The 23,396-nt window shown below is 57.5% G+C and carries 22 protein-coding genes and 1 other RNA gene; 9 read left to right on the forward strand and 14 right to left on the reverse strand.

Features of this window, described 5'->3' with window-relative positions:
* Positions 1-2 precede the first annotated feature (2 nt).
* Positions 3-1,289, forward strand: a complete 1,287-nt coding sequence (gene amtB, locus NR795_RS00700) for an ammonium transporter AmtB (RefSeq protein WP_144814372.1) — start codon at positions 3-5, stop codon at positions 1,287-1,289.
* A 52-nt stretch (positions 1,290-1,341) separates the two neighbouring features.
* On the opposite strand, the gene tesB is transcribed toward amtB, so the two are convergent.
* Complete coding sequence (gene tesB, locus NR795_RS00705; RefSeq protein ID WP_144814369.1) at positions 1,342-2,202, reverse strand: acyl-CoA thioesterase II; 861 nt, start codon at positions 2,200-2,202, stop codon at positions 1,342-1,344.
* Between the two features lie 221 nt (positions 2,203-2,423).
* On the opposite strand from tesB, the gene NR795_RS00710 reads away from it, so the two are divergent.
* Complete coding sequence (locus NR795_RS00710) at positions 2,424-2,993, forward strand: YbaY family lipoprotein (protein WP_042391620.1); 570 nt, start codon at positions 2,424-2,426, stop codon at positions 2,991-2,993.
* 31 nt (positions 2,994-3,024) lie between these two features.
* Here the strand turns inward: NR795_RS00710 and NR795_RS00715 are convergent, their stop codons facing one another.
* Positions 3,025-3,336 (reverse strand): MGMT family protein, encoded by a 312-nt coding sequence (locus tag NR795_RS00715; protein ID WP_257756736.1) that lies wholly within the window; start codon positions 3,334-3,336, stop codon positions 3,025-3,027.
* A gap of 165 nt (positions 3,337-3,501) precedes the next feature.
* Here NR795_RS00715 and ffs point away from each other — a divergent pair.
* The 4 genes from ffs to NR795_RS00735 all read left to right on the forward strand — a co-directional run bounded on the left by ffs (position 3,502) and on the right by NR795_RS00735 (position 5,027).
* Positions 3,502-3,598: signal recognition particle sRNA small type (ffs, locus tag NR795_RS00720), an RNA gene on the forward strand.
* A 93-nt stretch (positions 3,599-3,691) separates the two neighbouring features.
* Complete coding sequence (locus NR795_RS00725) at positions 3,692-4,300, forward strand: SH3 domain-containing protein (RefSeq protein ID WP_257756737.1); 609 nt, start codon at positions 3,692-3,694, stop codon at positions 4,298-4,300.
* A 269-nt stretch (positions 4,301-4,569) separates the two neighbouring features.
* Positions 4,570-4,818 carry a hypothetical protein gene (locus NR795_RS00730; RefSeq protein WP_144814361.1) on the forward strand — a complete coding sequence of 83 codons (249 nt, stop codon included), beginning with the start codon at positions 4,570-4,572 and terminating at the stop codon, positions 4,816-4,818.
* A complete protein-coding gene (locus tag NR795_RS00735) occupies positions 4,815-5,027 on the forward strand; it encodes a hypothetical protein (protein ID WP_238083401.1) in 213 nt (70 codons plus the stop codon). The genes NR795_RS00730 and NR795_RS00735 overlap by 4 nt, the downstream gene beginning before the upstream one ends.
* Positions 5,028-5,061: 34 nt before the next feature.
* Here NR795_RS00735 and NR795_RS00740 read toward each other — a convergent pair whose 3' ends face one another.
* Entirely contained in the window at positions 5,062-6,489 is a 1,428-nt protein-coding gene (locus tag NR795_RS00740; protein WP_257756738.1) for a PLP-dependent aminotransferase family protein, read from the reverse strand.
* Positions 6,490-6,576: 87 nt separating this feature from the next.
* Here NR795_RS00740 and NR795_RS00745 point away from each other — a divergent pair, with 87 nt between their 5' ends.
* The 3 genes from NR795_RS00745 to NR795_RS00755 all read left to right on the forward strand — a co-directional run bounded on the left by NR795_RS00745 (position 6,577) and on the right by NR795_RS00755 (position 11,442).
* A complete protein-coding gene (locus tag NR795_RS00745; RefSeq protein ID WP_257756739.1) occupies positions 6,577-7,191 on the forward strand; it encodes a YitT family protein in 615 nt (204 codons plus the stop codon).
* 74 nt (positions 7,192-7,265) lie between these two features.
* Positions 7,266-8,249 (forward strand): LacI family DNA-binding transcriptional regulator, encoded by a 984-nt coding sequence (locus NR795_RS00750; protein WP_257756741.1) that lies wholly within the window; start codon positions 7,266-7,268, stop codon positions 8,247-8,249.
* Between the two features lie 118 nt (positions 8,250-8,367).
* On the forward strand, positions 8,368-11,442 hold the full coding sequence (locus NR795_RS00755; RefSeq protein ID WP_257756742.1) for a beta-galactosidase: 3,075 nt from the start codon (positions 8,368-8,370) through the stop codon (positions 11,440-11,442).
* Here the strand turns inward: NR795_RS00755 and NR795_RS00760 are convergent.
* The 11 genes from NR795_RS00760 to acrB all read right to left on the reverse strand — a co-directional run bounded on the left by NR795_RS00760 (position 11,423) and on the right by acrB (position 23,384).
* Positions 11,423-13,003, reverse strand: coding sequence for an EAL domain-containing protein (locus tag NR795_RS00760; protein WP_257758253.1), 1,581 nt, complete (start codon positions 13,001-13,003; stop codon positions 11,423-11,425). The two genes, NR795_RS00755 and NR795_RS00760, sit on opposite strands and share 20 nt — an antisense overlap.
* A gap of 125 nt (positions 13,004-13,128) precedes the next feature.
* Positions 13,129-13,788: a methionine ABC transporter permease gene (locus NR795_RS00765; RefSeq protein ID WP_257758254.1), complete on the reverse strand. Its 660-nt coding sequence runs from the start codon at positions 13,786-13,788 to the stop codon at positions 13,129-13,131.
* Entirely contained in the window at positions 13,785-14,573 is a 789-nt protein-coding gene (locus tag NR795_RS00770; protein WP_257756743.1) for a methionine ABC transporter ATP-binding protein, read from the reverse strand. The genes NR795_RS00765 and NR795_RS00770 overlap by 4 nt, the downstream gene beginning before the upstream one ends.
* Positions 14,570-15,376 carry a MetQ/NlpA family ABC transporter substrate-binding protein gene (locus NR795_RS00775; protein ID WP_257758255.1) on the reverse strand — a complete coding sequence of 269 codons (807 nt, stop codon included), beginning with the start codon at positions 15,374-15,376 and terminating at the stop codon, positions 14,570-14,572. Before NR795_RS00775 ends, NR795_RS00770 begins: the two co-directional genes overlap by 4 nt.
* Positions 15,377-15,412: 36 nt before the next feature.
* A complete protein-coding gene (locus tag NR795_RS00780; RefSeq protein ID WP_257756744.1) occupies positions 15,413-16,441 on the reverse strand; it encodes an isopenicillin N synthase family oxygenase in 1,029 nt (342 codons plus the stop codon).
* 695 nt (positions 16,442-17,136) lie between these two features.
* Positions 17,137-17,838 (reverse strand): GNAT family N-acetyltransferase, encoded by a 702-nt coding sequence (locus NR795_RS00785; RefSeq protein ID WP_257756745.1) that lies wholly within the window; start codon positions 17,836-17,838, stop codon positions 17,137-17,139.
* Complete coding sequence (locus NR795_RS00790) at positions 17,835-18,329, reverse strand: YlaC family protein (protein WP_144814334.1); 495 nt, start codon at positions 18,327-18,329, stop codon at positions 17,835-17,837. The genes NR795_RS00785 and NR795_RS00790 overlap by 4 nt, the downstream gene beginning before the upstream one ends.
* 102 nt (positions 18,330-18,431) lie before the next feature.
* Positions 18,432-18,998, reverse strand: a complete 567-nt coding sequence (maa, locus tag NR795_RS00795; protein ID WP_257756746.1) for a maltose O-acetyltransferase — start codon at positions 18,996-18,998, stop codon at positions 18,432-18,434.
* A 181-nt stretch (positions 18,999-19,179) separates the two neighbouring features.
* Entirely contained in the window at positions 19,180-19,398 is a 219-nt protein-coding gene (locus NR795_RS00800) for an HHA domain-containing protein (protein ID WP_042391642.1), read from the reverse strand.
* A 27-nt stretch (positions 19,399-19,425) separates the two neighbouring features.
* Positions 19,426-19,800 (reverse strand): Hha toxicity modulator TomB, encoded by a 375-nt coding sequence (gene tomB, locus NR795_RS00805; protein ID WP_042391644.1) that lies wholly within the window; start codon positions 19,798-19,800, stop codon positions 19,426-19,428.
* Positions 19,801-20,234: 434 nt separating this feature from the next.
* Positions 20,235-23,384: a multidrug efflux RND transporter permease subunit AcrB gene (gene acrB / locus NR795_RS00810; RefSeq protein WP_222889728.1), complete on the reverse strand. Its 3,150-nt coding sequence runs from the start codon at positions 23,382-23,384 to the stop codon at positions 20,235-20,237.
* Between the last annotated feature and the right edge of the window lie 12 nt (positions 23,385-23,396).

Here is a 23,396-nt window from a genome sequence, read left to right on the forward strand (position 1 = left end):
AAATGAAAAAATTAACCTTAAAAACGGCGATGGCCGCACTGACAGCGTTACCGGGTCTGGCGATGGCGGCTCCGGCCGTGGCCGACAAAGCGGATAACGCCTTTATGATGATCTGCACCGCGCTGGTGCTGTTTATGACCATTCCAGGGATTGCGCTGTTCTACGGCGGCCTGATCCGTGGCAAAAACGTGCTGTCGATGCTGACCCAGGTCACCGTGACCTTTGCCCTGGTGTGCGTGCTGTGGGTAGTCTACGGCTATTCGCTGGCGTTCGGCACAGGCAACAACTTCTTCGGCGACTTCAACTGGGCGATGCTGAAAAATATCGAGCTGACCGCCGTAATGGGCAGCTTCTACCAGTATATTCACGTTGCGTTCCAGGGCTCGTTTGCCTGCATCACCGTCGGCCTGATCGTCGGTGCGCTGGCCGAGCGTATCCGCTTCTCCGCAGTACTGATCTTCGTCGTGGTGTGGATGACCCTCTCCTACGTGCCGATTGCGCACATGGTCTGGGGCGGCGGCCTGCTGGCTTCCCACGGCGCGCTGGACTTTGCTGGCGGTACGGTGGTGCACATTAACGCCGCGATTGCGGGCCTGGTGGGTGCTTACCTGATTGGCAAACGCGTTGGCTTTGGCAAAGAGGCGTTCAAACCGCACAACCTGCCGATGGTGTTTATGGGTACGGCAATCCTCTACGTTGGCTGGTTTGGCTTTAACGCAGGCTCTGCCAGCGCCGCCAACGAAATCGCTGCCCTGGCGTTTGTGAACACCGTTGTTGCCACCGCAGGCGCTATCCTTGCCTGGGTCTTCGGCGAGTGGGCAACCCGCGGTAAGCCGTCGCTGCTGGGCGCATGCTCCGGGGCGATTGCGGGCCTGGTGGCCGTGACCCCAGCCTGTGGCTACATCGGCGTGGGCGGTTCGTTGATTGTGGGTATCGTGGCAGGTCTGGCCGGTCTGTGGGGCGTCACCATGCTGAAACGCTGGCTGCGCGTTGACGACCCGTGCGATGTGTTCGGTGTGCACGGCGTCTGCGGCATCGTGGGCTGTATCCTGACCGGCGTGTTTGCTTCCCCTTCTCTGGGCGGCGTCGGCTACGCTGAAGGCGTGACCATGGGGCATCAGGTGCTGGTGCAGCTGGAAAGTATCGCCATCACCATCGTCTGGTCAGGCGTTGTAGCCTTCATCGGCTACAAGCTGGCAGACATGATTGTTGGCCTGCGCGTACCGGAAGAGCAGGAGCGCGAAGGGCTGGATGTGAACAGCCACGGCGAGAACGCGTATAACGCATAATCGACTGTCATCCTCTAAAAAGCCTCCCGCCCGCGGGAGGCTTTTTTGTTTATTAATTACGGTTACGCATGACCCCTTCCTGCACGCTGGACGCGACCAGCACGCCATCCTGAGTATAGAACTCCCCGCGTACAAACCCGCGCGCGCTGGAGGCGGAGGTGCTCTCTACGCTATAGAGCAGCCACTCATTCATATCGAACGGACGGTGGAACCACATTGAGTGATCGATTGTGGCAACCTGCATGCCTCGCTCCAGAAAACCGACGCCGTGCGGCTGAAGCGCCACCGGCAGGAAGTTAAAGTCAGAGGCGTAGCCCAGCAGATACTGATGCGTGCGGAAATCCGCCGGCATCGTGCCGTTGGCGCGGATCCATACCTGGCGGGCAGGCTCCGCTACGTGGCCCTTCATCGGGTTATGGAACTCAACCGGGCGGATCTCCAGCGGCTTCTCGCAGAGAAACTTCTCTTTTACCTGCGGCGGCAGAAGGTGCGCCAGCGAACGGGCAATGTCCGTCTCTGACGGCAGATTATCCGGGGCAGGGGCGGCAGGCATCGTTTTCTGATGCTCGTAGCCCGGCTCAGGAGCCTGGAACGACGCCGTCATATAGAATATTGGCTTACCGTTCTGGATGGCAGCAACCCGGCGGGCGCTAAAGCTATTGCCGTCGCGCAGCACCTCTACGTCATAGATAATCGGCTTCTGGCTGTCGCCCGGGCGTAAAAAATAGCTGTGGAACGAGTGAACGAGACGATCCGTCGGAACGGTCTCTTTTGCGGCATAGAGTGCCTGGCCGACAACCTGGCCGCCAAAGACCTGACGCAGGCCTAAATCCTCGCTTTGACCGCGAAACAGACCCTCTTCAATTTTTTCCAGATTAAGCAACGTCAGCAGATTATTCAGCGCTTGACTCATAGGTGTCCTCAATAAAATAAAAGCGACCGGGCGGATACAGGCAGAGTATAACCCAGAAATGCAAGTGGTCCGATGGGTGCAAAAATCTGAATACATGGCTGTTTCCAGGCAAAAATCAGTGATGTGTGCCACACTTACTGGCGTTCGATACGATTTAAGTATTAACCACTACTTCTGGCGGGCGTCATACCTGCTGGTGCATTGAAGATAAGGAGAACTCAATGAAACTCGTGCACATGTTAAGTGGTTTAGCGGTTGCTGTTTCTCTGGCTGCCTGTGCCGATAAAAGCGCAGATATCCAGACGCCCGCCCCAAACCCGAATGCCTCTATTGCTTCAACGCAGTCTGTGATTAAGCAGCCTAACGTGTCTGGTACGATTTGGATCCGCCAGAAGGTGGCCCTGCCGCCGGATGCGGTACTGACCGTTACCCTGGCCGATGCATCACAGGCTGACGTGCCGTCTAAAGTCATCGCCCAGCGTGCCGTTCGTACCGAAGGTAAACAGGCTCCGTTCAGCTATGAACTGCCGTTTGACCCGGCGCTGGTGCAGCCAGACGCGCGTATTCTGCTAAGCGCAGCGATTACGGTTGATAATAAACTGGTGTTTATTACCGACGGCATCAAACCCGCTGTTAACCAGGGCGGTACCCGTATCGACCTGAACCTGGTCCCGGTCCAGCAGACAGCGCTGCCGATGCAGCAGGGCGGCGGGGCGGCAACTACCGTACCGTCTACCTCGCCAACGCAGGTTAGCCCCTCTTCGGCAACCCCTGCTCCGACGCAGCTGTAATCATAAAACCCTCTCCTCTGGAGAGGGTTTTTCAATATCTCCAGCGATACCGCGCTAAATCTATCTCTCCACTGCCTGTTACCTGAACGCCATCGGCAAGCAGGGCCTGACGCTGGCGCTGCAGATCCGGCCCGGTGAGGGAGATCTGCCCCTGACGATTTACCACCCGATGCCACGGCAGCGTGCTGCCCTCCGGCAGACGTCTGAGCACGCCGCCTACCTGGCGTGCCGCACGGGGAGAACCCGCCAGCCGCGCCACCTCGCCATAGGTGGTCACCGAGCCGGGCGGTATCGCGGCAACGATTTGCCACACCCGCTGGGGAAAAGAGTCGTTGTCTGCCATCATGGTTTCCTGAAGAGTCTCTCACCAGCATAATCAGCGCGTGCGAGCCTGTGAAGAGGCGGTTGCGCAATAAACCAGCATCCAGCAGGGCGCGGCTTGCAATTGCCGGGCCGTACAGTGATAATGCGTCCGCGCGTTGGTTAACAACGCTCTCAATGGGGGCCCTGTTGGTTCTCCCGCAACGCTACTCTGTTTACCAGGTCAGATCCGGAAGGAAGCAGCCAGAGCAGATGACGTGTGTGCCGGGATGTAGCTGGCAGGGCCCCCACCCATTTCTGCTCCCCAGGTTCTCTTTCTTTGTTTTATCCTACGAATCGTATATGTCTTCATATGAAAGTCTGGAGAAGGAACGGCAATGACAACTAAAGTGACGCGTATCGTTTACAGTTTTTCTCTCTTAATGGCGGCATTTTCATCGTATGCCACAACGCTACAGTCTGGCATGTACGAAGGTCTGCTACTGGCCGTTTCACCGACGGGAAATATCACGGGGTACTACTCCGAATCGGCTGAAGATAGCGTGAAGCGTACCTGCACCTTCTTTCTGACAGGCCATGTTTCAGCGCAGCAGCCGGATAAGATCACCTCCTGGTCTTCCTCTGTTCTCCCAGGCTATATTGCGGCTAATTCAACGGGTGTCACATTAACCCTTCCCGATGGGCAAAATCATGCGGGTTGTATGAGTGTGCTGATGCCTGAAATTGCCACAGGCCTGGAGCTGGATACGACGCAGCAGACACGCTGGCAAACGCTGATGCAGGTAAGCAGCCCGCGCGCTTATCTGAGCACCACGCCTGATGCCGCGACCCGACGTAAAGCATGGATCGTTAAAGGCGACGTGGTGGGAGTAATAGAGAGACAGGCTGGCTGGACAAAAGTTGAGTTTGTTAACGGCAGTGGAAAGACCACGCCCGGCTGGGTGAGCAGTAATGATCTGCAGCCATTAACGCCTCCGGCATCCTGATCGGTTTACTTCTCGCCTGAACCCAATATTGCCGAGCGCGGCTTTCGCACCGGCAATCTATAGCCTTATCTAAAATCACGCCTCTGTCGTATGGCCTGACATCTATTTGTCATTAAACTGAAATGGTATTGTCATTTTTATGTCATATATTCCTGCCACAGTATTATTACAGTCATGCGATCGACGGCGTTTAAAGAAAACTATTTCTGGATCAACGGAAAAAGCTGGTGTATTAATTACTCGTCTCATTTATACCGAAAGGGATACTCATGGTCAGCGCAGTGTTAAACGTTAAAATTGACGAAGCAGTAAAAGAGAAACTTCGCCAGTATGCAGAGGCAAATAATGAGAACCTCAGCACGGCAACCGAAAAGCTGCTTCTGCTCGCGCTTGAATCAAGCGAGGGCGAGGTCTCCGAAGAAGATATCGACAGCCAGCATACGGAAGAAGAGAACGCATCGGCCCTGAGTGTGAAAGAGATCAAGGCGTTACGTAAACTGCTGAAGAAGAAAAAATGAAACCGCTACAGTCAACCGCCAGCAACTATGCTGAAGCCTGCGAGCAGCTGCGCTCCGGCTACGTTAAACAGGTTCGTCTGAACTGGAACGTCGGGACCGATGAGTTTTTTCGTATTGCATCTGAGTGGTGTGATGCAGGCGCAAAAATAAAAAAACAGGGCGAGAGTTTTATTATTGCCCTGAAAGGTTTTCCTATTCCCCGGCAGTAGCGATATTGCGATCGGTAAACCGATCGCTGTCACATTAAATATATTTCCGTTGCCTTATAATCGACGGTTGTTTAATTAATGAAGACCATATTGGCTGTAAGGCCATAAATGCCTCCTGCAGGATCGCTTCCGGCTGGGTAAACGGCATCCGCAAATAACGTTCGAATGCCCCCGCCAGACCAAAACGCGTTCCTGCTCCCAGATGAATACCCACGCTCTCCGCGCCGGTGGCAAATCGCGTCGCCAGCGCTTCCGGCAGCTCCACCCAAAACGAGAGTCCTCCCTGCGGGAGCTGTGTCTGCCACGCCGGAAAAATGTCCTGCATCAGGCGCAGGCAGTCGTCGCGGCGTGTGGCCAGCATGTGTCGATGGGCAGGCAAAAAGGTTTCTCCATTCTCAATCAGCCAGCGGGCGGCAAGCTGCTCCAGCACCGGCGTACCCAGATCAAGGGTGTCACGCATCTGTACCAGCGAGGCGATAGTGCGGGCCGGGGCGCGGATCCAGCCCAGCCGCAGACCGCCCCAGAAACTTTTGGCAGCAGAGCCGAGCGAAATCACCGACCCATCCGGGCTAAAGGCAGCCAGCGGGGGCGGGGGAGGGACGTCGTACCAGAGATCGGTCATGGTTTCGTCCACCACCAGCGTGGTGCGCGTGCGGGCCGCAATCTCCGCTACGGTTTGCCGGGTTGCAGCGTCCATACAGCGGCCGGTGGGATTATGAAAGTCCGGCATCAGGTAGGCGAGCCTCGGTGAGGTCTGGCCGATGGTCGCCGCCAGCCCGTCGGTATCCCAGCCCTGCGCGGGCAGCGCAACACCAACCGGCCGGCAGGATGCCCCCTCAATCGCCGCTATCGCCAGCGGGTAGGTGGGGTGATCAACCACCACCCGATCCCCTGGCCCGGTTAGCAGACGCAGGATCAGCGCAAAACCGCTGAGCGCCCCGTTAACGATCATCACCTCATCAGGCCGGGTCGGCAGGCCGCGCGCCGCATAGCGGGCGGCGATGGCGTCGCGTAACGTTAGCAATCCCTGCTGATCGTAGCCGGTGGAGCCGAAGTGCTGCGGCATCGCGATCAGTGCCTGCTGGTACGCCTGATGGATCTCCGGGCTGGCCCCCAGCGAGGCGGTGGAGAGATCCAGAGCGCTGCCTGCGTGGGTACGGGTTGGCACCGTGCGGCTGCTTTCGGGCAGCATCACAACGGAGCCGCTGCCCTGGCGACTCAGGAGAAAGCCCTCATCCCGCAGCTGCGCCAGCCCGCTGGCTACGGTAGTGCGGCTGATGCCGAGGGCCGCAGCCAGCTCGCGCTCGCCCGGCAGACGGGTTTCCAACGCCAGGCGACCGTCAAGGATCAGCATCCGCAGCGCCTGAGCAAGCTGCTGCCAGAGCGGCGTGCGCGAAGGGGTATGTTGCCACTGGCCCAGCAGGCGTACCAGCGACTGGCTTCCAAATCGACGTGATGACATAGGCAGTCCACTTTTTTAAAACTGGTCATTAATGATAATGCCACTAAGAGAGAGGATGTCACTCTCTTTGATTGAACGAGGTGAACTATGCTGCGGCGACTCCTGCAACTCTATATCGGCCTGACGCTCTACGGCGTCTCTACCGCCATGTTTGTCCGGGCGGATCTCGGCGCCGATCCGTGGAACGTATTTCATCTTGGCGTAGCGAAGCTCTTTTCACTCAATATTGGCGTGGTGATGATTGCCGTCGGCGCGCTGGTGCTGCTGCTGTGGATCCCCCTGAGCCAGCGTCCAGGTCTCGGCACCATCAGTAACGTGGTGATGATTGGATTAGCCGCCGACGCCGCGCTGGCCCTGATGCCGCCTCTGGAGTCGCTGCTCGCTCGCAGTTTACTGCTGGCTGCCGCGGTGATAGTCAACGCGCTGGCAACCGGAATGTATATCGGGGCGGGATTCGGTGCGGGCCCGCGCGACGGTCTGATGACCGGTATTAACGCCCGTACTGGCTGGTCGGTGCGCGTGGTACGTACCGCCATTGAGGTAGGCGTCCTGCTGCTGGGCTGCGCAATGGGCGGCACCTTTGGCGTCGGGACGGTGCTCTACGCGCTGGCGATTGGCCCGCTGATCCAGCTCTGCCTGCCGTGGTTTCGCCAGCCATCCCCGATTGTGCCCGCCCCCCAGCCGCAGGAGGGCGCGTTGTAAACCCGCGAAGCGCTCACAGCAACGGTGAGCGCTTTGGGTTACACTGGCAGCAGGCCAGCTGCCAGGGTAACCCCATGAAATCCATTACGCTTTATGATGTCGCCCGTTTTGCGGGCGTCTCCTACCAGACCGTCTCCCGCGTCATTAACCAGGCGGAGCACGTCTCGGCTCGTACCCGCGAGAAAGTGCTGTTTGCCATGCGCGAGCTGAACTACGTTCCCAACCGGGGCGCGCAGCAGCTGGCGGGCAAGCGTAGCCGCACCCTGGGGCTGCTCACCAGCGATCTGGCCCTTCATGCGCCGTCGCAGATCGCCTCGGCGGTGAAAAACCGCGCCGCGCAGGCCGGGGCTGGGGTCATCATCGCTATGCCCGAGCAGGCGACCCAGGCAGCCTGTGTGCTGGCGTTGCAGGAGCTGCTGGCTCAGCGGGTCACCGGGCTGCTGATCAACCTGCCGTTGGAGGACGATCAGGCCGAAGAGCTTGCGGCGCTGGCGCATCCAACGCCAACGCTGTTTCTCGACGTCAGCCCGACGGCCAGGGTGAATAGCCTGGTATTTGATGCCGCAGAAGGGGCAAGGCTGGGGGCTGAGCATGTGTTGACCCTGGGCCATCGCGTTATTGCCCTGCTCGCCGGGCCGCCTGGCTCGGTGTCAGCCCGGGCGCGCCTTGCGGGCTGGCTGGAGACGCTGGAGAATGCCAGGGTCACGCCAGCGGCTACCGCGCACGGCGACTGGAGCGCGGCCTCAGGGTATGAACAGGTGCAGCGGCTGCTGGCCTCTCATCCGCAGCCTGAAGCCATTCTGGTGGCCAACGATCAGATGGCCCTTGGCGTCCTGCGCGCCTGTGCGGAAAAGGGCTTCGCCGTGCCCGGACAGATCTCGGTTATCGGCTATGACGATACCGCCGACAGCGCCTGGTATACGCCACCGCTGACCACGATACGTCAGGCTTTTAAAGAGGCAGGGGAGCGCAGCGTTGACTGGCTGCTTCAGCCTCCCGCTGATGAACTAAGCCAGACGCTGCTGCCGGTGACGCTGGTCATTCGCAGCTCGGCCTAAAAACCTTTTCGCTTTTGTGATCGCTCCCGCTTATAGCGATGGCGATCCTTTACCTTTCTTCCTTGTCCGGGCATGGTACAGAAAATTGTGAGCGCTTCGCAAAAATCATGAGGTCGACATGTCCGCTGCTGCACTGAACACTCTGCTTGCCCGCCGCGATTGGGAAAACCCGGTTGTGACCCACTGGAACCGCCTGCCGATGCACGTCCCTCTGCATAGCTGGCGTGACGCTGACGAGGCGCGCCATGACAGCGGCTCGCCCTCGTGGCGGCTGCTCAACGGCGAGTGGCGGTTTAGCTTCTACTCCGCCCCGGAAGCGGTGCCAGCAACCTGGATAGAAGAGGATTGCGCCAGCGCCGTTGCGATGCCGGTGCCCTCTAACTGGCAGATGCAGGGTTTCGATACGCCGATCTATACCAACGTTACCTACCCGATCCCGGTCACGCCGCCCTATGTCCCGGCGGAGAACCCCACTGGCTGCTATTCGCTGACGTTTGATGTGGATGCGGCATGGCTGGCAAGCGGTCAGACGCGGATTATCTTTGAAGGGGTCAACTCAGCCTTCTATCTCTGGTGTAACGGGGAGTGGATTGGCTACTCGCAGGATAGCCGCCTACCCGCAGAGTTCGATCTCAGCGCGGTGCTGCGACCGGGGGCAAACCGGCTGGCGGTGATGGTGCTGCGCTGGTGCGACGGCAGCTATCTGGAAGATCAGGATATGTGGCGAATGAGCGGTATCTTCCGCGACGTGGTGCTGCTGCACAAGCCTGCCACCCACATCAGCGATTTCCAGGTCGAGACCGCGCTTAACGCCGAATTTAACCATGCCCGAATAAGCACCACCGTGCAGCTTGCCGGTGAGCTGGCCAACTGCCGGGTGGCCGTTGCCCTGTGGCGCGGCGGGGAGCAGATCGCCTGCGCAGAGCAGCGTCCCGGCAGTGCGATTGTAGACGAGCGCGGCGCATGGGCCGAGCGGCTAAGCGTCGAGTTCGCTGTCGATAAGCCCGATCTCTGGAGCGCTGAAACGCCGCATCTCTATCGGCTGACCGTCGCGCTGCTGGATGCCGAGGGCCGTCTGCTGGAGGTCGAAGCGTGCGACGTGGGCGTGCGCAAGGTGGAGATTAGCCACGGTCAGCTGAAGGTCAACGGCAAGGCGCTGCTGATCCGTGGGGTTAACCGTCATGAGCATCACCCGGAAACCGGCCAGGCGGTGGACGAGGCCACCATGCGTCGGGATATCGAGCTGATGAAGCAGCATAACTTTAACGCCGTGCGCTGCTCTCACTATCCGAACCATCCTCTCTGGTACCGGCTGTGCGATCGCTACGGCCTCTACGTCGTCGATGAAGCCAATATTGAAACCCACGGCATGGTGCCGATGAGTCGACTGGCGGACGATCCGCACTGGTTCCCTGCCATGAGCGAGCGTGTCACCCGCATGGTGCAGCGCGACCGCAACCATCCCTCCATCATTATCTGGTCGCTGGGGAACGAGTCCGGCCACGGCGCAAGCCATGACGCGCTCTACCGCTGGGTGAAGTCCAGCGATCCGACGCGTCCGGTACAGTATGAGGGCGGCGGGGCGAACACGGCCGCCACCGATATCATCTGCCCGATGTATGCCCGCGTCGATATGGACCAGCCTTTTCCTGCCGTGCCGAAGTGGTCGATTAAGAAGTGGATTGCCCTGCCGGATGAGACGCGCCCGCTGATCCTCTGCGAGTACGCCCATGCGATGGGCAACAGCTTCGGCGGCTTTGCCAAATACTGGCAGGCTTTTCGTGATAACCCCCGCCTGCAGGGCGGCTTTGTCTGGGACTGGGTCGACCAGGCGCTGACGAAGCGGGATGAAAACGGCAACGCCTTCTGGGCCTACGGCGGTGATTTTGGCGATACGCCGAACGATCGCCAGTTCTGCATGAACGGGCTGGTCTTCCCGGATCGCACCCCGCATCCGGCCCTCTATGAGGCCCAGCGCGCGCAGCAGTTTTTCCAGTTCCGCCTGATCGGCACCGCGCCGCTGGTGGTTGAGATCCATAGCGATTACCTCTTCCGCAAGGCGGATAACGAAGTGCTGCGCTGGAACATTGCCCGCGACGGCGAGGTGCTTGCCGAGGGCGAGCAGTCTCTAGCGATCCTGCCTCAGGGCGTGCAGCGTCTGGAGATTGACGCGCCTGCGCTGTCGGCCATACCGGGGGAGGTATGGCTTAATGTTGATGTGTATCAGCCGCGAGCTACCGCATGGTCACCAGATAACCACCGTTGCGCGTGGGATCAGTGGCGGCTGCCTGCGCCGCTGGCAATCACCCCGCCGGAGGAGGCGGGCCCCGGCGCGACGCTGGCTATTAGCGACGAGGCCTATAGCGTTAGCTGGCAGGATCGGCGCTGGCACTTCTCACGCCGTAGCGGCGATCTGGAGCAGTGGTGGTGCGGTGAGACGCCGACGCTGCTGACGCCGGTTCGGGATCAGTTCACCCGCGCGCCGCTTGATAACGATATCGGCATTAGCGAGGTGACGCGTATCGATCCCAATGCATGGGTTGAACGCTGGAAGGCGGCGGGCATGTACGCCATGACGCCGCGTCTGCTGCACTGCGCGGCGAAGGAGAGCGCCGGGGAGGTGGTCATCACCACCCGGCACGCCTGGTCCCATGAGGATAAGGTGCTGTTTATCAGCGATAAGCGCTGGCGCATCGACAGCTGCGGCGTGCTGCACGGTGACGTTGACGTGCAGCTTGCCACCGACGCCCCGCCGCCGGCAAGGATAGGCCTCAGCTGCCAGCTGGCAGCGGTAGAGGCGTCTGCGAGCTGGCTGGGCCTGGGGCCACATGAGAACTACCCTGACCGCAGACTGGCGGCGAGCCAGGGACGCTGGACGCTGCCGCTAAGCGCGCTGCATACGCCCTATATTTTCCCCAGCGATAACGGCCTGCGCTGCGATACGCGTCAGCTGGAGTACGGCGGGCACCGGCTTAACGGACGCTTTCACTTCTCTCTGAGCCGCTACGGCCAGCGCCAGCTTTATGAGACGAGCCATCACCATCTGCTGCGGGAAGAGGAGGGCTGCTGGCTTAACCTCGACGCATTTCATATGGGCGTAGGCGGCGACGACTCATGGAGTCCGAGCGTGTCGCCGGAGTTCATACTGGCTGAAGATCGCGTGCGCTACGCCTTCAGCTGGCGTCAGGCGTAACCTTATCGGGCCGGAGGTTCGCTTCGGCCCATGCCATAAACGCATCTTTCGGCAGCGCCTTGCTGTAGAACCAGCCCTGAGCAAACTGCACCCCGTGATTGCGCAGCCATTCCAGCTGACCTTCAGTCTCAACACCCTCCGCGACCATCGCCAGCCCCAGCGCTTTTGCCATCTCGATAATGTGTGGAGTGACGTTTTTATACTCCAGCGCGTCCACGAAGGATTTGTCGATCTTCAGGATGTCGACTTCCAGATGCTGTAGATAGCTCAGGCTGGAGTAGCCGGTGCCAAAGTCGTCGATATAGATGGCATGCCCGGCACGGCGAAGCTCGGCAATGGCCGGGGAGCTGACTTTGGGATCGGCAAAGCCGCGCTCGGTGATCTCAAGCGCAATTTGCGAAGCGCTAAGCCGCCAGCGGGCCAGCATTGTACTGAGCAGGTCTGGAAGGGTTTTCGACAGCAGATCGCCGGGATCGAGGTTGATCGAGACGTGTTGATCCGGATGGTGCTGTAACCAGAGACCCAGATCTTCAAATACCGTCTCAATAATCAGCTGCGTAAGCTGCGGCATCAGGCCAGACTGCTCCGCCAGCGGAATAAAGATATCCGGCGTGAGAAAGCGGCCATCAGCCTGCCGCCAGCGGGCCAGCGCCTCGGCCCCGACCACTTTTCCACTGCTCAGGGCGATAATTGGCTGGTAGTAGACCTCAATATCGCGCGCGTTAATGGCATCCAGTATACGGTAGTGGGGCGACTGCAGGCGGCGCAGCACACGTAGCAGGAAAAACGCGATGAGCAGGCTCAGGAGTACGCCGATCGGAAGCCAGATCAGTAGCTGTCGGTGCCAGCCCTTTTCCAGCGGCGCGAGGGAGGATTGGGTAACGACGGCGAGCCCTAATTCGGGAAAACGCCTGATATCATACAGCTCGCCTTGAAACGTAAGCTGGTTCTCCGTAGTCTGCTGCAGCTGCTGCCAGATCGCGGGGGTAAAATTGCCGCTACTAACAATAATCCGCTCCGTTTTCAGACCGACCAGCGACACACTTATAGGCGAGGAGCCGAACGGCAGGACATCGATAAACGACAGGGGATCGATCATTACCACATGGCGCTCGCTACCCAACGCCGCCATGATCCGTTTTATACCTACGTCGTTTTGGGTAGTTAGCCAGGCACGGTAGCCGTCCGGAGTGACTCGTTGTGCTGGCGGCAGCGCAACTTCGCGGCTGGTGTTCTCCAGCGATGAGCAGAGAGGATGGAGGCGATCGACATAGAGCACCTCCTGAAGATAGTGATTAGAGAAGGCGGCTCTGCGCATCGCCTGCAGGTGCTCAGGGCTACAGGGGATACCTGTAAACTGGTCCATCTTATTCAGGGTAACCTTGGCTTGCTGAAGCACTTTTTGCGTGCGTAGGACGACCCGGTCAGCGTAGGCATCCAGCTCGCGTCTGAAGGTCTCATGTGCCTGAAGGTGCGCCAGCCAGACGCTAAGTCCCATGGGAACCAGCACCGCAAGAACCAGCACAACGGTGACAACACTTCCCAGCCGTCGGTTTGTCATCATCAAACATTCCTTTTTGATATATGGCGAAAGAGAGTGGGCTTACAGCAATTCTGTCTTTATACCACTCTCTGCACTCCTCCTCTGCTATTTTGCGCTAAAATTTCGTAATGCAAACACATGGTTTAGCGGCGATGCGCCAGGCGTCGAACCAGACGATCGCCACTCATCTGCACTCCCTGTACCAGGGCCACGAGAATAATCACCGTACCTACCATCACCTGGTCGTTAAAACGCTGGTAGCCGTAGCGAATGGCAAGATCCCCCAGCCCGCCACCGCCAATGACACCGGCCATCGACGAGAAACCAATTAACATCACCACGGTGAGCGTGATCCCCGCCAGCAGCGTCGGCAGCGCCTCCGGCAGCAGGGCTTTGACGATAACGTGCCAGACGCTGCCGCCCATCGACAGAATGGCTTCGATTCGGCCATAGTCCACCTCGTCCAGCGCGTTCTCCGTTAGCCGGGCAAAGAAAGGAAACGCGCCGATAGTAATGGGGACTACCGCGGCGGTGCTGCCGAGGGTGGTACCAATCAGCAGGCGCGTAAAGGGGATCAGCGCAATGAGCAGCACGATAAACGGCAGCGAACGGCCCAGGTTGATAAGGGCCCCCAGCACAGCACTGGTTTTAGGCATCGGCAGCAGGCCGTTTGCCCGTGAGATATAGAGTAATACGCCAATGGGCAGGCCAATCAGCACGGTAAACAGGGCGGCCAGCGCCACCATGTAGACGGTCTCCAGCGTGCCGTTCAGCAGCATTGGCCACAGCTCGTCCCAGCTCATGCTACGCATAGTGGCCTCCCGTTTACGCCATGTCGCTCCAGGAAGAGACGTTCCGCCTGCGGGTCGGGCAGCAGCGACTGGCGCAGACGCGACCACGGTGTGGCCAGCAGGTCAGCGATCTTCCCGCTTTCAATCAGCTCGCCGTTCTCCAGCAGCGCCGCGTGATCGCAAAGGCTTTTTACCACCTCTAACTGGTGGGTGATCAGCACAATCGTCAGGCCTAGCTGGCGGTTGATATCCGCCAGTAGGCTGAGCACCGACTGCGTGGTCTCGGGGTCCAGTGCGCTGGTGGCTTCGTCGCAGAGCAGCACCTGCGGGCGCGCTGCCAGCGCACGGGCGATACCGACGCGCTGCTTCTGCCCGCCGGAGAGTTGAGAGGGGAAAGACTGCGCCTTGTCGCTCAGGCCCACCAGGTGCAGCAGCTCCTCGACCCGCGCCCGACGCTGTGCTTTGGCAACGCCAGCGATCTCCAGCGGCACGGCGATGTTGTCTGCCACACTGCGGGCATGCAGCAGATTAAAGTGCTGAAAAATCATGCCGGTTTGCAGACGGTGCGCGCGCAGGGCCGCTTTATCGAAGCCGGTGATGTCGCGTCCGTTGACCAGAATGCGGCCGTGTGTCGGCCGCTCCAGCAGGTTCAGGCAGCGGATCAGCGTGCTCTTGCCCGCACCGCTGCGCCCGAGAATGCCGTAAACGGCGCCTTCAGGAACGGTTAACGAGATGTCGTTCAGCGCCGGTCGGCCTGCTCCGGCATAGGTTTTACTCAGCCCTTCAATCACAATCATGACTGCGGTGCGACCGGAATAACCGATCCGTTGTAGTTTTTACGGATAAATTCGGCCACCTGCGGAGAGGTGAGATCCTTTGCCAGCTCCTTGATACGCGGATCGTTGGCCAGCGCCGGGTTGGTCACCAGAATATTGGCATAGGGGTTATGTTCGGCGCTCTCCAGCCCCAGCGCGTCTTTAGCCGGAGTGAGGCCTGCCTCCAGGGCGTAGTTGCCATTGATCACCGCCAGATCGACGTCGTCCAGCGAGCGGGGGATCTGCGGTGATTCGATCTCAAGAATTTTAATGTGCTTCGGATTCTCAGCAATGTCCTTCGGCGTGGCGAGGGTGGTGGCGGGATCGGTAAACGTTGCGTTGAGCTTAATCAGACCCTGGCTTTGCAGCAGGAACAGCGAGCGGCTCAGATTGGTGGTGTTGTTCGGCACTGCCACCGTAGCGTTGTCAGGAATCGACTTGAGATCTTTATATTTGCGCGAGTAGATGCCCAGCGGTTCAATGTGCACCGTCGCCGCCACGGCAAAGGTTTTGCCCAGCGCCTTCTCCTGGTCCTTTAGATACGGAACGTGCTGGAAATAGTTGGCATCAACGTCGCCGTTCGCCAGCAGCTCGTTAGCGTTGACGCCGCTGGTCAGCTCTACCACGTTGATATCCAGTTTAGGGTCAAACGTTTTGATATAGTTAAGAATTTCCGCATGCGGCACGGCGTCCGCCGCGATGCGCAATGCTTCCGCATGGGCTGAGCCCCATGCCAAAGAGAGAGAGAGTGCCAGCCCGGCCAGTTTCAATGCTGCAGGTTTCATCATTTTTATCCTTTATCGTTATGTCAGTGGGTTAAATCAGGCAATCAGCTGTTCGCTGCGCTCGCGCAGCACGTCCCGGTAGTAACGCTCGGCCACGTCCGGATGGGATCGCAGCCGTCCTTTCAGGTAGTTCCAGCCCACGTCGCGCAGCAGCGGATTTTGCGGATCGCTCTCGGGTCCGTACGCCTCCTGCGCCAGCGGCTCGGGAAGGGCATAGACCGGTACTACCGCATCCAGCTGCGCACCGAGGAAGAAGGCAATCGACAGCCGCTCCTGCCCAGCGGGGGGAGAGACGACGCGGTGAACAGTGGCGCGCAGGTAGCCGTTGGTGGCCAGCTCCAGCAGCTCACCGATGTTTACCACAAAGCTTCCGGCTAGCGGGGCGGCATCCAGCCAGCGGCCCGGCGTGACCTCCACCTGCAGGCCTCGTTGCTCATCCTGCAGCAGAAAACTGAGGAAGCCGGAGTCCTTGTGCGCGCCGACGCCCTGCTGGCTCTCGGTTGCGGGCTGGCCAGGGTAACGGATCAGCTTGATATGCTCATTAGGCTTATCGCCGTACAGCGCATCAAAGGCGTCAGGGGGGAGATCCAGGGCCTGGGCGAAGGCGCGCAGCAGGTTGAGCGCCATGCTGGTCATCGCTTTTTGCCAGGCGAGGAGGGCAGGTTTTAGCGTTGGCTGCGCCTCTGGCCACAAATTCGGCCCTTGCAGACGTAGCCAACGAGGTTCGTCCCCGGTAACGTTCAGGGCCGAACGTTCAGCGCCAATATCAAATTGTTCGCGCCAGTCCGGCTGGCCACGCGTCAGCTCAGAGGCCGCACGGTTATAGCCGCGAAAATGGGGCGAGTGGATCATCGCCACCTGCTGCTTCTCCGCATCAGAAAGGGTAAAGAAGCGGCGGGCCTCTTGCTGAACGGCGCGCTGCAGATCGTCATCTACGCCGTGATTTACCAGATAGAAGAAACCGATATCTCGTGCGGCATGACGCAGCTGCTCCAGAAAGGCGGGACGCGCGTCGGGATCGGAAAAGTGCGACAGGTCAAGAATGGGCAGGCGGGTAGCGGTCATGGCTGGCTCCTTACAGTGGCTTTCTGGCAGAGTGCCCTAACGCCCTGGTTTCAACCAATAACCTTCTTTTCTAATTTATGACCGAGCAGGATCACGTGCTTTTGCGAAAAACGCATAAGGTAGATGAGGTGGGGGAAGCGGGCTATCGGCAGCCCAAAATGACAAGAGCCCTGACTTGAGAAGCCAGGGCTCTTAGGGTACTACAGATATTGCGTTTAACATTAAGGAACTTAACTACATGATACTGCTTATGATACTGCTTTAAATGTACACGTTTAAGGTCTTAGACCTCGGTACTCAAGTACACACCCTTCGCGATATACACTATTTGATGCGTGGCCTTACTTCCATTGCGATTTAAAACATGAGGTTTTAACTCACAACCCATACAACATAAAACAGAGCCTTACATCATCGCGATTTCGTTCACACCCTGCGATTGTAGAGACTGACTACGTGGCCTTAAAGCGTCATCGGGTAGGCTTGCAACTGATTTACGCTACGCCGACTCTCCCATACAACAATGCTTCGTGGCCTTTATCGCATTTATTAACTACGTCTTACTTCACTACATCTTACTACCTAACAGCGACCTCACTAAGCAACGCTGTTACCTTAAATCTAATACTTTTTGTGCGTATGTCAATACGGGACGAGACAGCTATTTTGATACCCGCTTCGTTACCAACAACGTGCTACGTCCGCAGGGACGTCAAAGAGCAGCGCTGTTTGCCGTCAGCAGTAAAGTTATCTGGCGCGAGCCAGCGTTGCAGAGCGGCGTCAACGTCTGGCCACTCACCGTCAATGATGGAGAACCAGTCGGTATCGCGATTGTGCCCTTTCACGACTAACGCCTGACGAAAGCGGCCCTCATACTGAAAACCTAAGCGCAGCGCAGCCTGGCGTGAAGGCTCATTAAGAGTGTTACACTTCCACTCGTAGCGGCGGTAGCCGAGCGTCGCAAAGGCGTAGCGCATTAGCAGCCATTGGGCTTCGGTCGAGGCGGGGGTACGGCTCAGCAAGGGGGAGAAGTGGACGTGGCCGACTTCGATAACGCCGTTGTTAGCGTCAATGCGCATTAGCGCAAGGGTACCTACCGGCCTCTCAGTTTGCGTATCGATTACCGCAAAGTGGAGCGGGTCTTGCAATTGTTCCGTGCTCTCGACCCAGGCCGCATACTGCTCGATGCTCTCTTCCGGTTCGCGCGGCAGCCAGGTCCAGCTACGACTATCGCCGTCAAGCTGATAGGCGGCAAAGAGCGCATCGGCATGAGTGCGCGTGAGTGGTTCAAGGCGGCAATAGCGTCCATGTAGAACAACGCGCTGCGGCAGCGGGCGAGGTTGCCAGCCGGGAAGGGCGTTGCCAACCGGCTGGCCATAGTGATTATACTGATTCATGAAGCGACCTGTGGTTGAGCGTGCGGCCCAGTTTTCGGCTTCGTCAGAGAGTAGATATCGTAGAACGAAAGCTCGCCTTTTCTCTGTACCATCTGCTGCAGCTGGCTCTTTTGCGCAGCCTCAACCTTAGGCGACTGCATAATAGCGTCGATCAGCTCCGTCGGCACACAGCGCGTGTTATACCACTCGCCGTTATAGCAGACGCGGAAATCGAGCACGTCGATATCCTCATAGCGGTAGCGCGGGTAGACATCAAAGAAGAAGAAGCCGTTCAGCAGGGCAAAAAGCACCACCAGCAGCCAGACGGAGCCTGCTAAGGTTTCAGACTGGAGCATAACCGCCAGGGTAGCAAACCAGCCCACATACATGCCGATAAACAGCCAGGGATGGTTGCGGATAAAGCTAATGCTGAAGCGTGGCCGGTTGTCACGCTTCTCGCGAATATTTAGCTCGTTGATCGTTTGGTTAAGCAGTCGCTCTATTTCTGTCATTTTTTACCTTTGGGGATCGCACAAAACGCAGGTGAAACAGCCTATTTTACGATCTGCGCTGATAAAAAAAAGTAACAGCCAGGCAACAAAAAAGCATAACAGTTATGCCGACGCCGACGACAGCTTTTTAATAATCCGCGCGGGATTACCCGCCACCACCACGTCGTCAGGGATATCGCGGATCACCACGCTACCGGAGCCGATAACGACGTTGTTGCCAATGGTCACGCCCGGGTTTATCACAGCCCGACCGCCGACCCAGACGTTGTTGCCAATGGTTACGGGCGCTCCGAACTCTAATCCGCTGTTACGTTCGGTGGCATCAACGGGATGGGTGGCGGTGTAGATGTGCACCCCTGGGGCGAACATGCAGTTATCGCCAATATGAATAGGGCAGACGTCTAACATTACACAGTCAAAATTGGCATAAAAATCATTGCCGAGGAAAATGTTATAGCCGTAGTCGCAGCGAAAGCTGGGCTCGATATAGGCATTACCGCTTTTACCGAGCAGCTCGGCAAGCAGGCCGCGCCGTTCGCTCTTTTCGCCAGGAGCGGAGTGGTTATAGTGATGCAGCAGCTCCCTGGCACGCAGGCGATCTGCCCGTAATGTTTCATCGCCAGCTCGGTAGAGCTGTCCGGCAATCATTTTCTGCTTTTCTGTACTCATGGCTATCTCACTGTTAAACGTAACAGGAACATCCTGGATGGAGATAGCCGGGAAGAGTATCGCGCTGAGTTTAGAATGTGATTGAGCTCACATTACTTTGTAAGACAAAACCCCGGCGCTAAGACCCATCAAAACACGTCTGATAAAGACAGCGAGAAATGGCTATGACACGGTGCGCAGACTAACGAACAAACTTCCACACGGAGGAGGGGATTTTGTCATACAGTTTATTCATGGTCAGTTCAGCCAGTCGATGATCGGCCGCGGAATAAAAAACTGTGAGCTCGTTGTCAGACAGTTCGTATTTATTTTTTTCAATCACCCGTTCAAGCGTGTCAATTGTCTGACAGCGCCGTAGGCGCATCAAATAATCTACTTTGGTTAATGGTTTATCAGACATAAATTCACCTATGTATTTGTAATAGTTTTAACAGGACAGACTAACAGGGTTAGCCTTGCTCACATTAACGAAACAGCGAAACAGGCGATTGCCGGATTTGCGCCATTTCTGCAAGTCTTCTGTGCTAATGCCATAGCTACTGAACAGCATGAACGTGTCGTCCAGGTATTCGTCTATCTGGGCGATCAGTTTATTATCTTCATTATACTTAATTTTATAATTAAGTGCGAAGGTCGCAATATGCTCAATCAGCTCGTTCAACTGCAAATTGATTGCTGACGTAGGGTCGTTAACCCAGCCGTGATGACTCTCTTCAAGGTTAGAGAGGCAATCATGGTACAACGTTTCGCAAAGAAATTTCAGCTGCGCGACATCATGCCTTTTTGGCGAGTATTCGTCCATAACGTATCCCCTTCTAAGTGGCTTTTTTTTCACATGGAACACCGTTTCGGGATGGATACCTCCTTGAGGTCGGCGTGTAAGCTGCTCTTACGCCTCACTTAAACTATAAGTCACTCTGAAAAAGATTTCCTGGAGCGATTACGAAAAATTACAATTATCATCTTTTGCTTTCGTTTTTCACCAGGCCAAAGGGCGAACCATGCTTGCCTGTATGTTATCCACTAAGAATATTCTTACGGTAAGAGGCTTTTACTATTAATTAAGAATATCTTTACTTCTCAAGATAATCCCTTAAGCCTTAAGAATTATATGCCTTATATTTGTTACAGAAATTAACGCAATAAACAATAAGCCTTCATGATGATTTTCAGGCGAATAATGAAAAAGGCCGCTTGCGCGGCCTTTGATTCACAAACTCCAGCTTTCAGAGCGGATTAGTGATGCTCAACCGGATGAGTGTGCTCTACGTCTTCAGATTTGCGGCTGAAGCGGCGGCGTACCACCACGAAGAACACCGGCACAAAGAAGACAGCCAGTACGGTCGCGGTCACCATCCCGCCCATTACGCCGGTACCTACCGCGTTCTGTGCGCCAGAGCCTGCGCCGGTGCTGATAACCAGCGGCATAACGCCGAGGATAAACGCCAGCGAGGTCATCAGGATAGGACGCAGACGCATACGTACTGCCTCAAGCGTCGCCTCGATCAGCCCTTTACCCTCTTTCTCCATCAGATCCTTGGCGAACTCGACGATTAATATCGCGTTCTTCGCCGACAGGCCGATGGTGGTGAGCAGGCCCACCTGGAAGTAAACGTCGTTGCCCAGCCCGCGGAACGTTGCCGCCAGCAGTGCACCGATGACCCCGAGCGGAACAACCAGCATGACCGAGAACGGAATTGACCAGCTCTCATACAGCGCTGCCAGACAGAGGAAGACCACGATCAGCGAGATAGCGTACAGGGCAGGGGCCTGGTTACCAGAGAGGCGTTCCTGGTAGGACATGCCCGTCCAGTCGTAACCCACGCCCGCAGGCAACGTGCCCGCCAGCTGCTCCATCATGTCCATCGCTTCACCGGTACTCTTACCAGGACCCGCTTCACCGAGGATCTCCATTGACGGCAGACCGTTATAGCGCTCCAGACGCGGTGAGCCGTACTCCCAGTGCGACGAGGAGAAGGCCGAGAACGGAACCATCTGACCATCGCTACCGCGCACGTACCAGTTATTGATATCGCTTGGCAGCATACGGTATTTAGCCTGTGACATAACGTAGACTTTCTTCACGCGACCGCGGTCGATGAAGTCGTTTACGTAGCTGCCGCCCCAGGCGGTACCCAGCGTTGTATTGATATCGCTAATAGAAACGCCCAGCGCCTGCGCTTTCTCCTGATCGATATCGATCTTGAACTGCGGCGTATCTTCCAGGCCGTTAGGGCGTACGCCCACCAGCAGATCAGGGTGCTTGGCGACCTCGCCGAGCAGTTGGTTACGTGCCTGCATCAGCTTGTCATGGCCGAGGTTACCCTGGTCAATCAGCTGGAAGTCGAAGCCGGTTGCCGTACCCAGCTCAACAATCGCCGGCAGGTTAAAGGCGAAGACCATCGCATCTTTAATCTGTGAGAAGCGAGCGCTGGCGCGGCCTGCAATGGCCGGAACCTTGTTCTCTTCCCCCGCACGCTCTTCCCAGTTTTTCAGCGAGACGAACGCGATACCGGTGTTCTGACCGCGACCCGAGAAGCCGAAGCCGTTAACGCTGAACACCGAGTTCACGTTCGCTTTTTCGTCTTTCAGGTAGTAGTCGGTGACCTCATCGAGCACCTTCTGCGTACGCTCCTGCGTGGCCCCTGCTGGCAGCTGCGCCATGGTTAAGAATACACCCTGGTCTTCATCTGGCAGGAACGAGCTTGGCAGACGTACAAACAGGAACGCCATGCCCGCAACAATGATGATATAGAGCAGCAGATAACGACCGGTGCTGCGCAGAATATTGCCTACGCTGTCGGTGTAGTGGTGCGTGCTCTTATCAAACATGCGGTTAAACCAGCCGAAGAAGCCTTTTTTGCCTTCGCCGTGGTCGCCTTTGGCGATAGGCTTCAGCATGGTGGCACAGAGGGCTGGCGTCAGGATCAGCGCAACGATAACCGACAGCACCATCGCCGAAACGATAGTAATCGAGAACTGGCGGTAGATCGCACCGGTAGAGCCACCGAAGAAGGCCATCGGGATAAATACCGCGGACAGCACCAGGGCAATACCCACCAGCGCGCCCTGAATCTGCCCCATCGATTTCCGCGTGGCCTCTTTAGGAGAGAGCCCCTCTTCGGCCATAACACGTTCGACGTTCTCTACCACCACGATGGCGTCATCAACCAGCAGGCCGATTGCCAGCACCATACCAAACATGGTGAGGGTGTTTATCGAGTAGCCGAAGGCGGCGAGGATGGCGAAGGTACCCAGCAATACCACCGGAACGGCAATCGTTGGGATCAGCGTTGCACGGAAGTTTTGCAGGAACAGGTACATTACCAGGAACACCAGCACAATCGCTTCGACCAGCGTTTTCACCACTTCGTTAATGGAGATTTTAACGAACGGCGTGGTGTCGTACGGGTAGACCACCTTCAGGCCTGCCGGGAAGGTTGGCTTCAGGGACTCAATAGTCGCACGTACGGCATTGGCGGTATCCAGCGCGTTAGCGCCGGTCGCCAGTTTGATCCCCAGACCCGAGGCTGGCTGACCATTGTACTTAGCGATAACGTCGTAGTTCTCACCGCCCAGCTCAATCTCTGCCACGTCACGCAGGCGAACCTGGGAGCCATCCGGGTTTACCTTCAGCAGGATCTTACCAAACTCTTCCGTCGAGGTGAGTCGGGTCTGAGCGATAATCGAGGCGTTCAGCTGCTGTCCTTTCACCGGCGGCGTGCCGCCGAGCTGACCAGCTGCTACCTGGGCGTTCTGCGCCTTAATAGCGTTGATGACATCAACCGGCGTAAGCTGGAAGTTGTTCAGCTTGTTCGGATCCATCCAGATACGCATCGCGTACTGGGCACCGAACAGCTGCACGTCACCGACGCCCGCAGTACGGCTAACCGGATCTTTCACCGTCGCGCCTACGTAGTCAGCGATATCTTCCTGGGTCATCGAGCCATCGGTGTTGATCATCCCCAGCACCATCAGGAAGCTGCTGGATGACTTCTCAACGCTGACGCCCTGCTGCTGTACTTCCTGTGGCAGCAGCGGCATGGCCAGCTGCAGTTTGTTCTGCACCTGAACCTGCGCGATGTCCGCATCGGTACCGGAGTTAAAGGTCAGCGTGATCTGCACCGAGCCGGACGAGTCGCTGGTGGAGGACATGTAAAGCAGGCCATCGATACCGTTCATGTTCTGTTCGATAACCTGCGTCACGGTATCCTGCACCGTTTTCGCATCTGCGCCAGGGTAGTTTGCTGAGACCGTCACCGCCGGTGGCGCAATCGAAGGATATTGCGCTACCGGCAAGTTGAGGATCGAAAGCGCCCCCGCCAGCATGATAATGATCGCGATAACCCATGCGAAGATGGGGCGATCGATAAAAAACTTAGACATGTCTTAACGGCT

The organism is Pseudescherichia sp. L3 (assembly GCF_024656065.1).
GTDB lineage: Bacteria > Pseudomonadota > Gammaproteobacteria > Enterobacterales > Enterobacteriaceae > Pseudescherichia.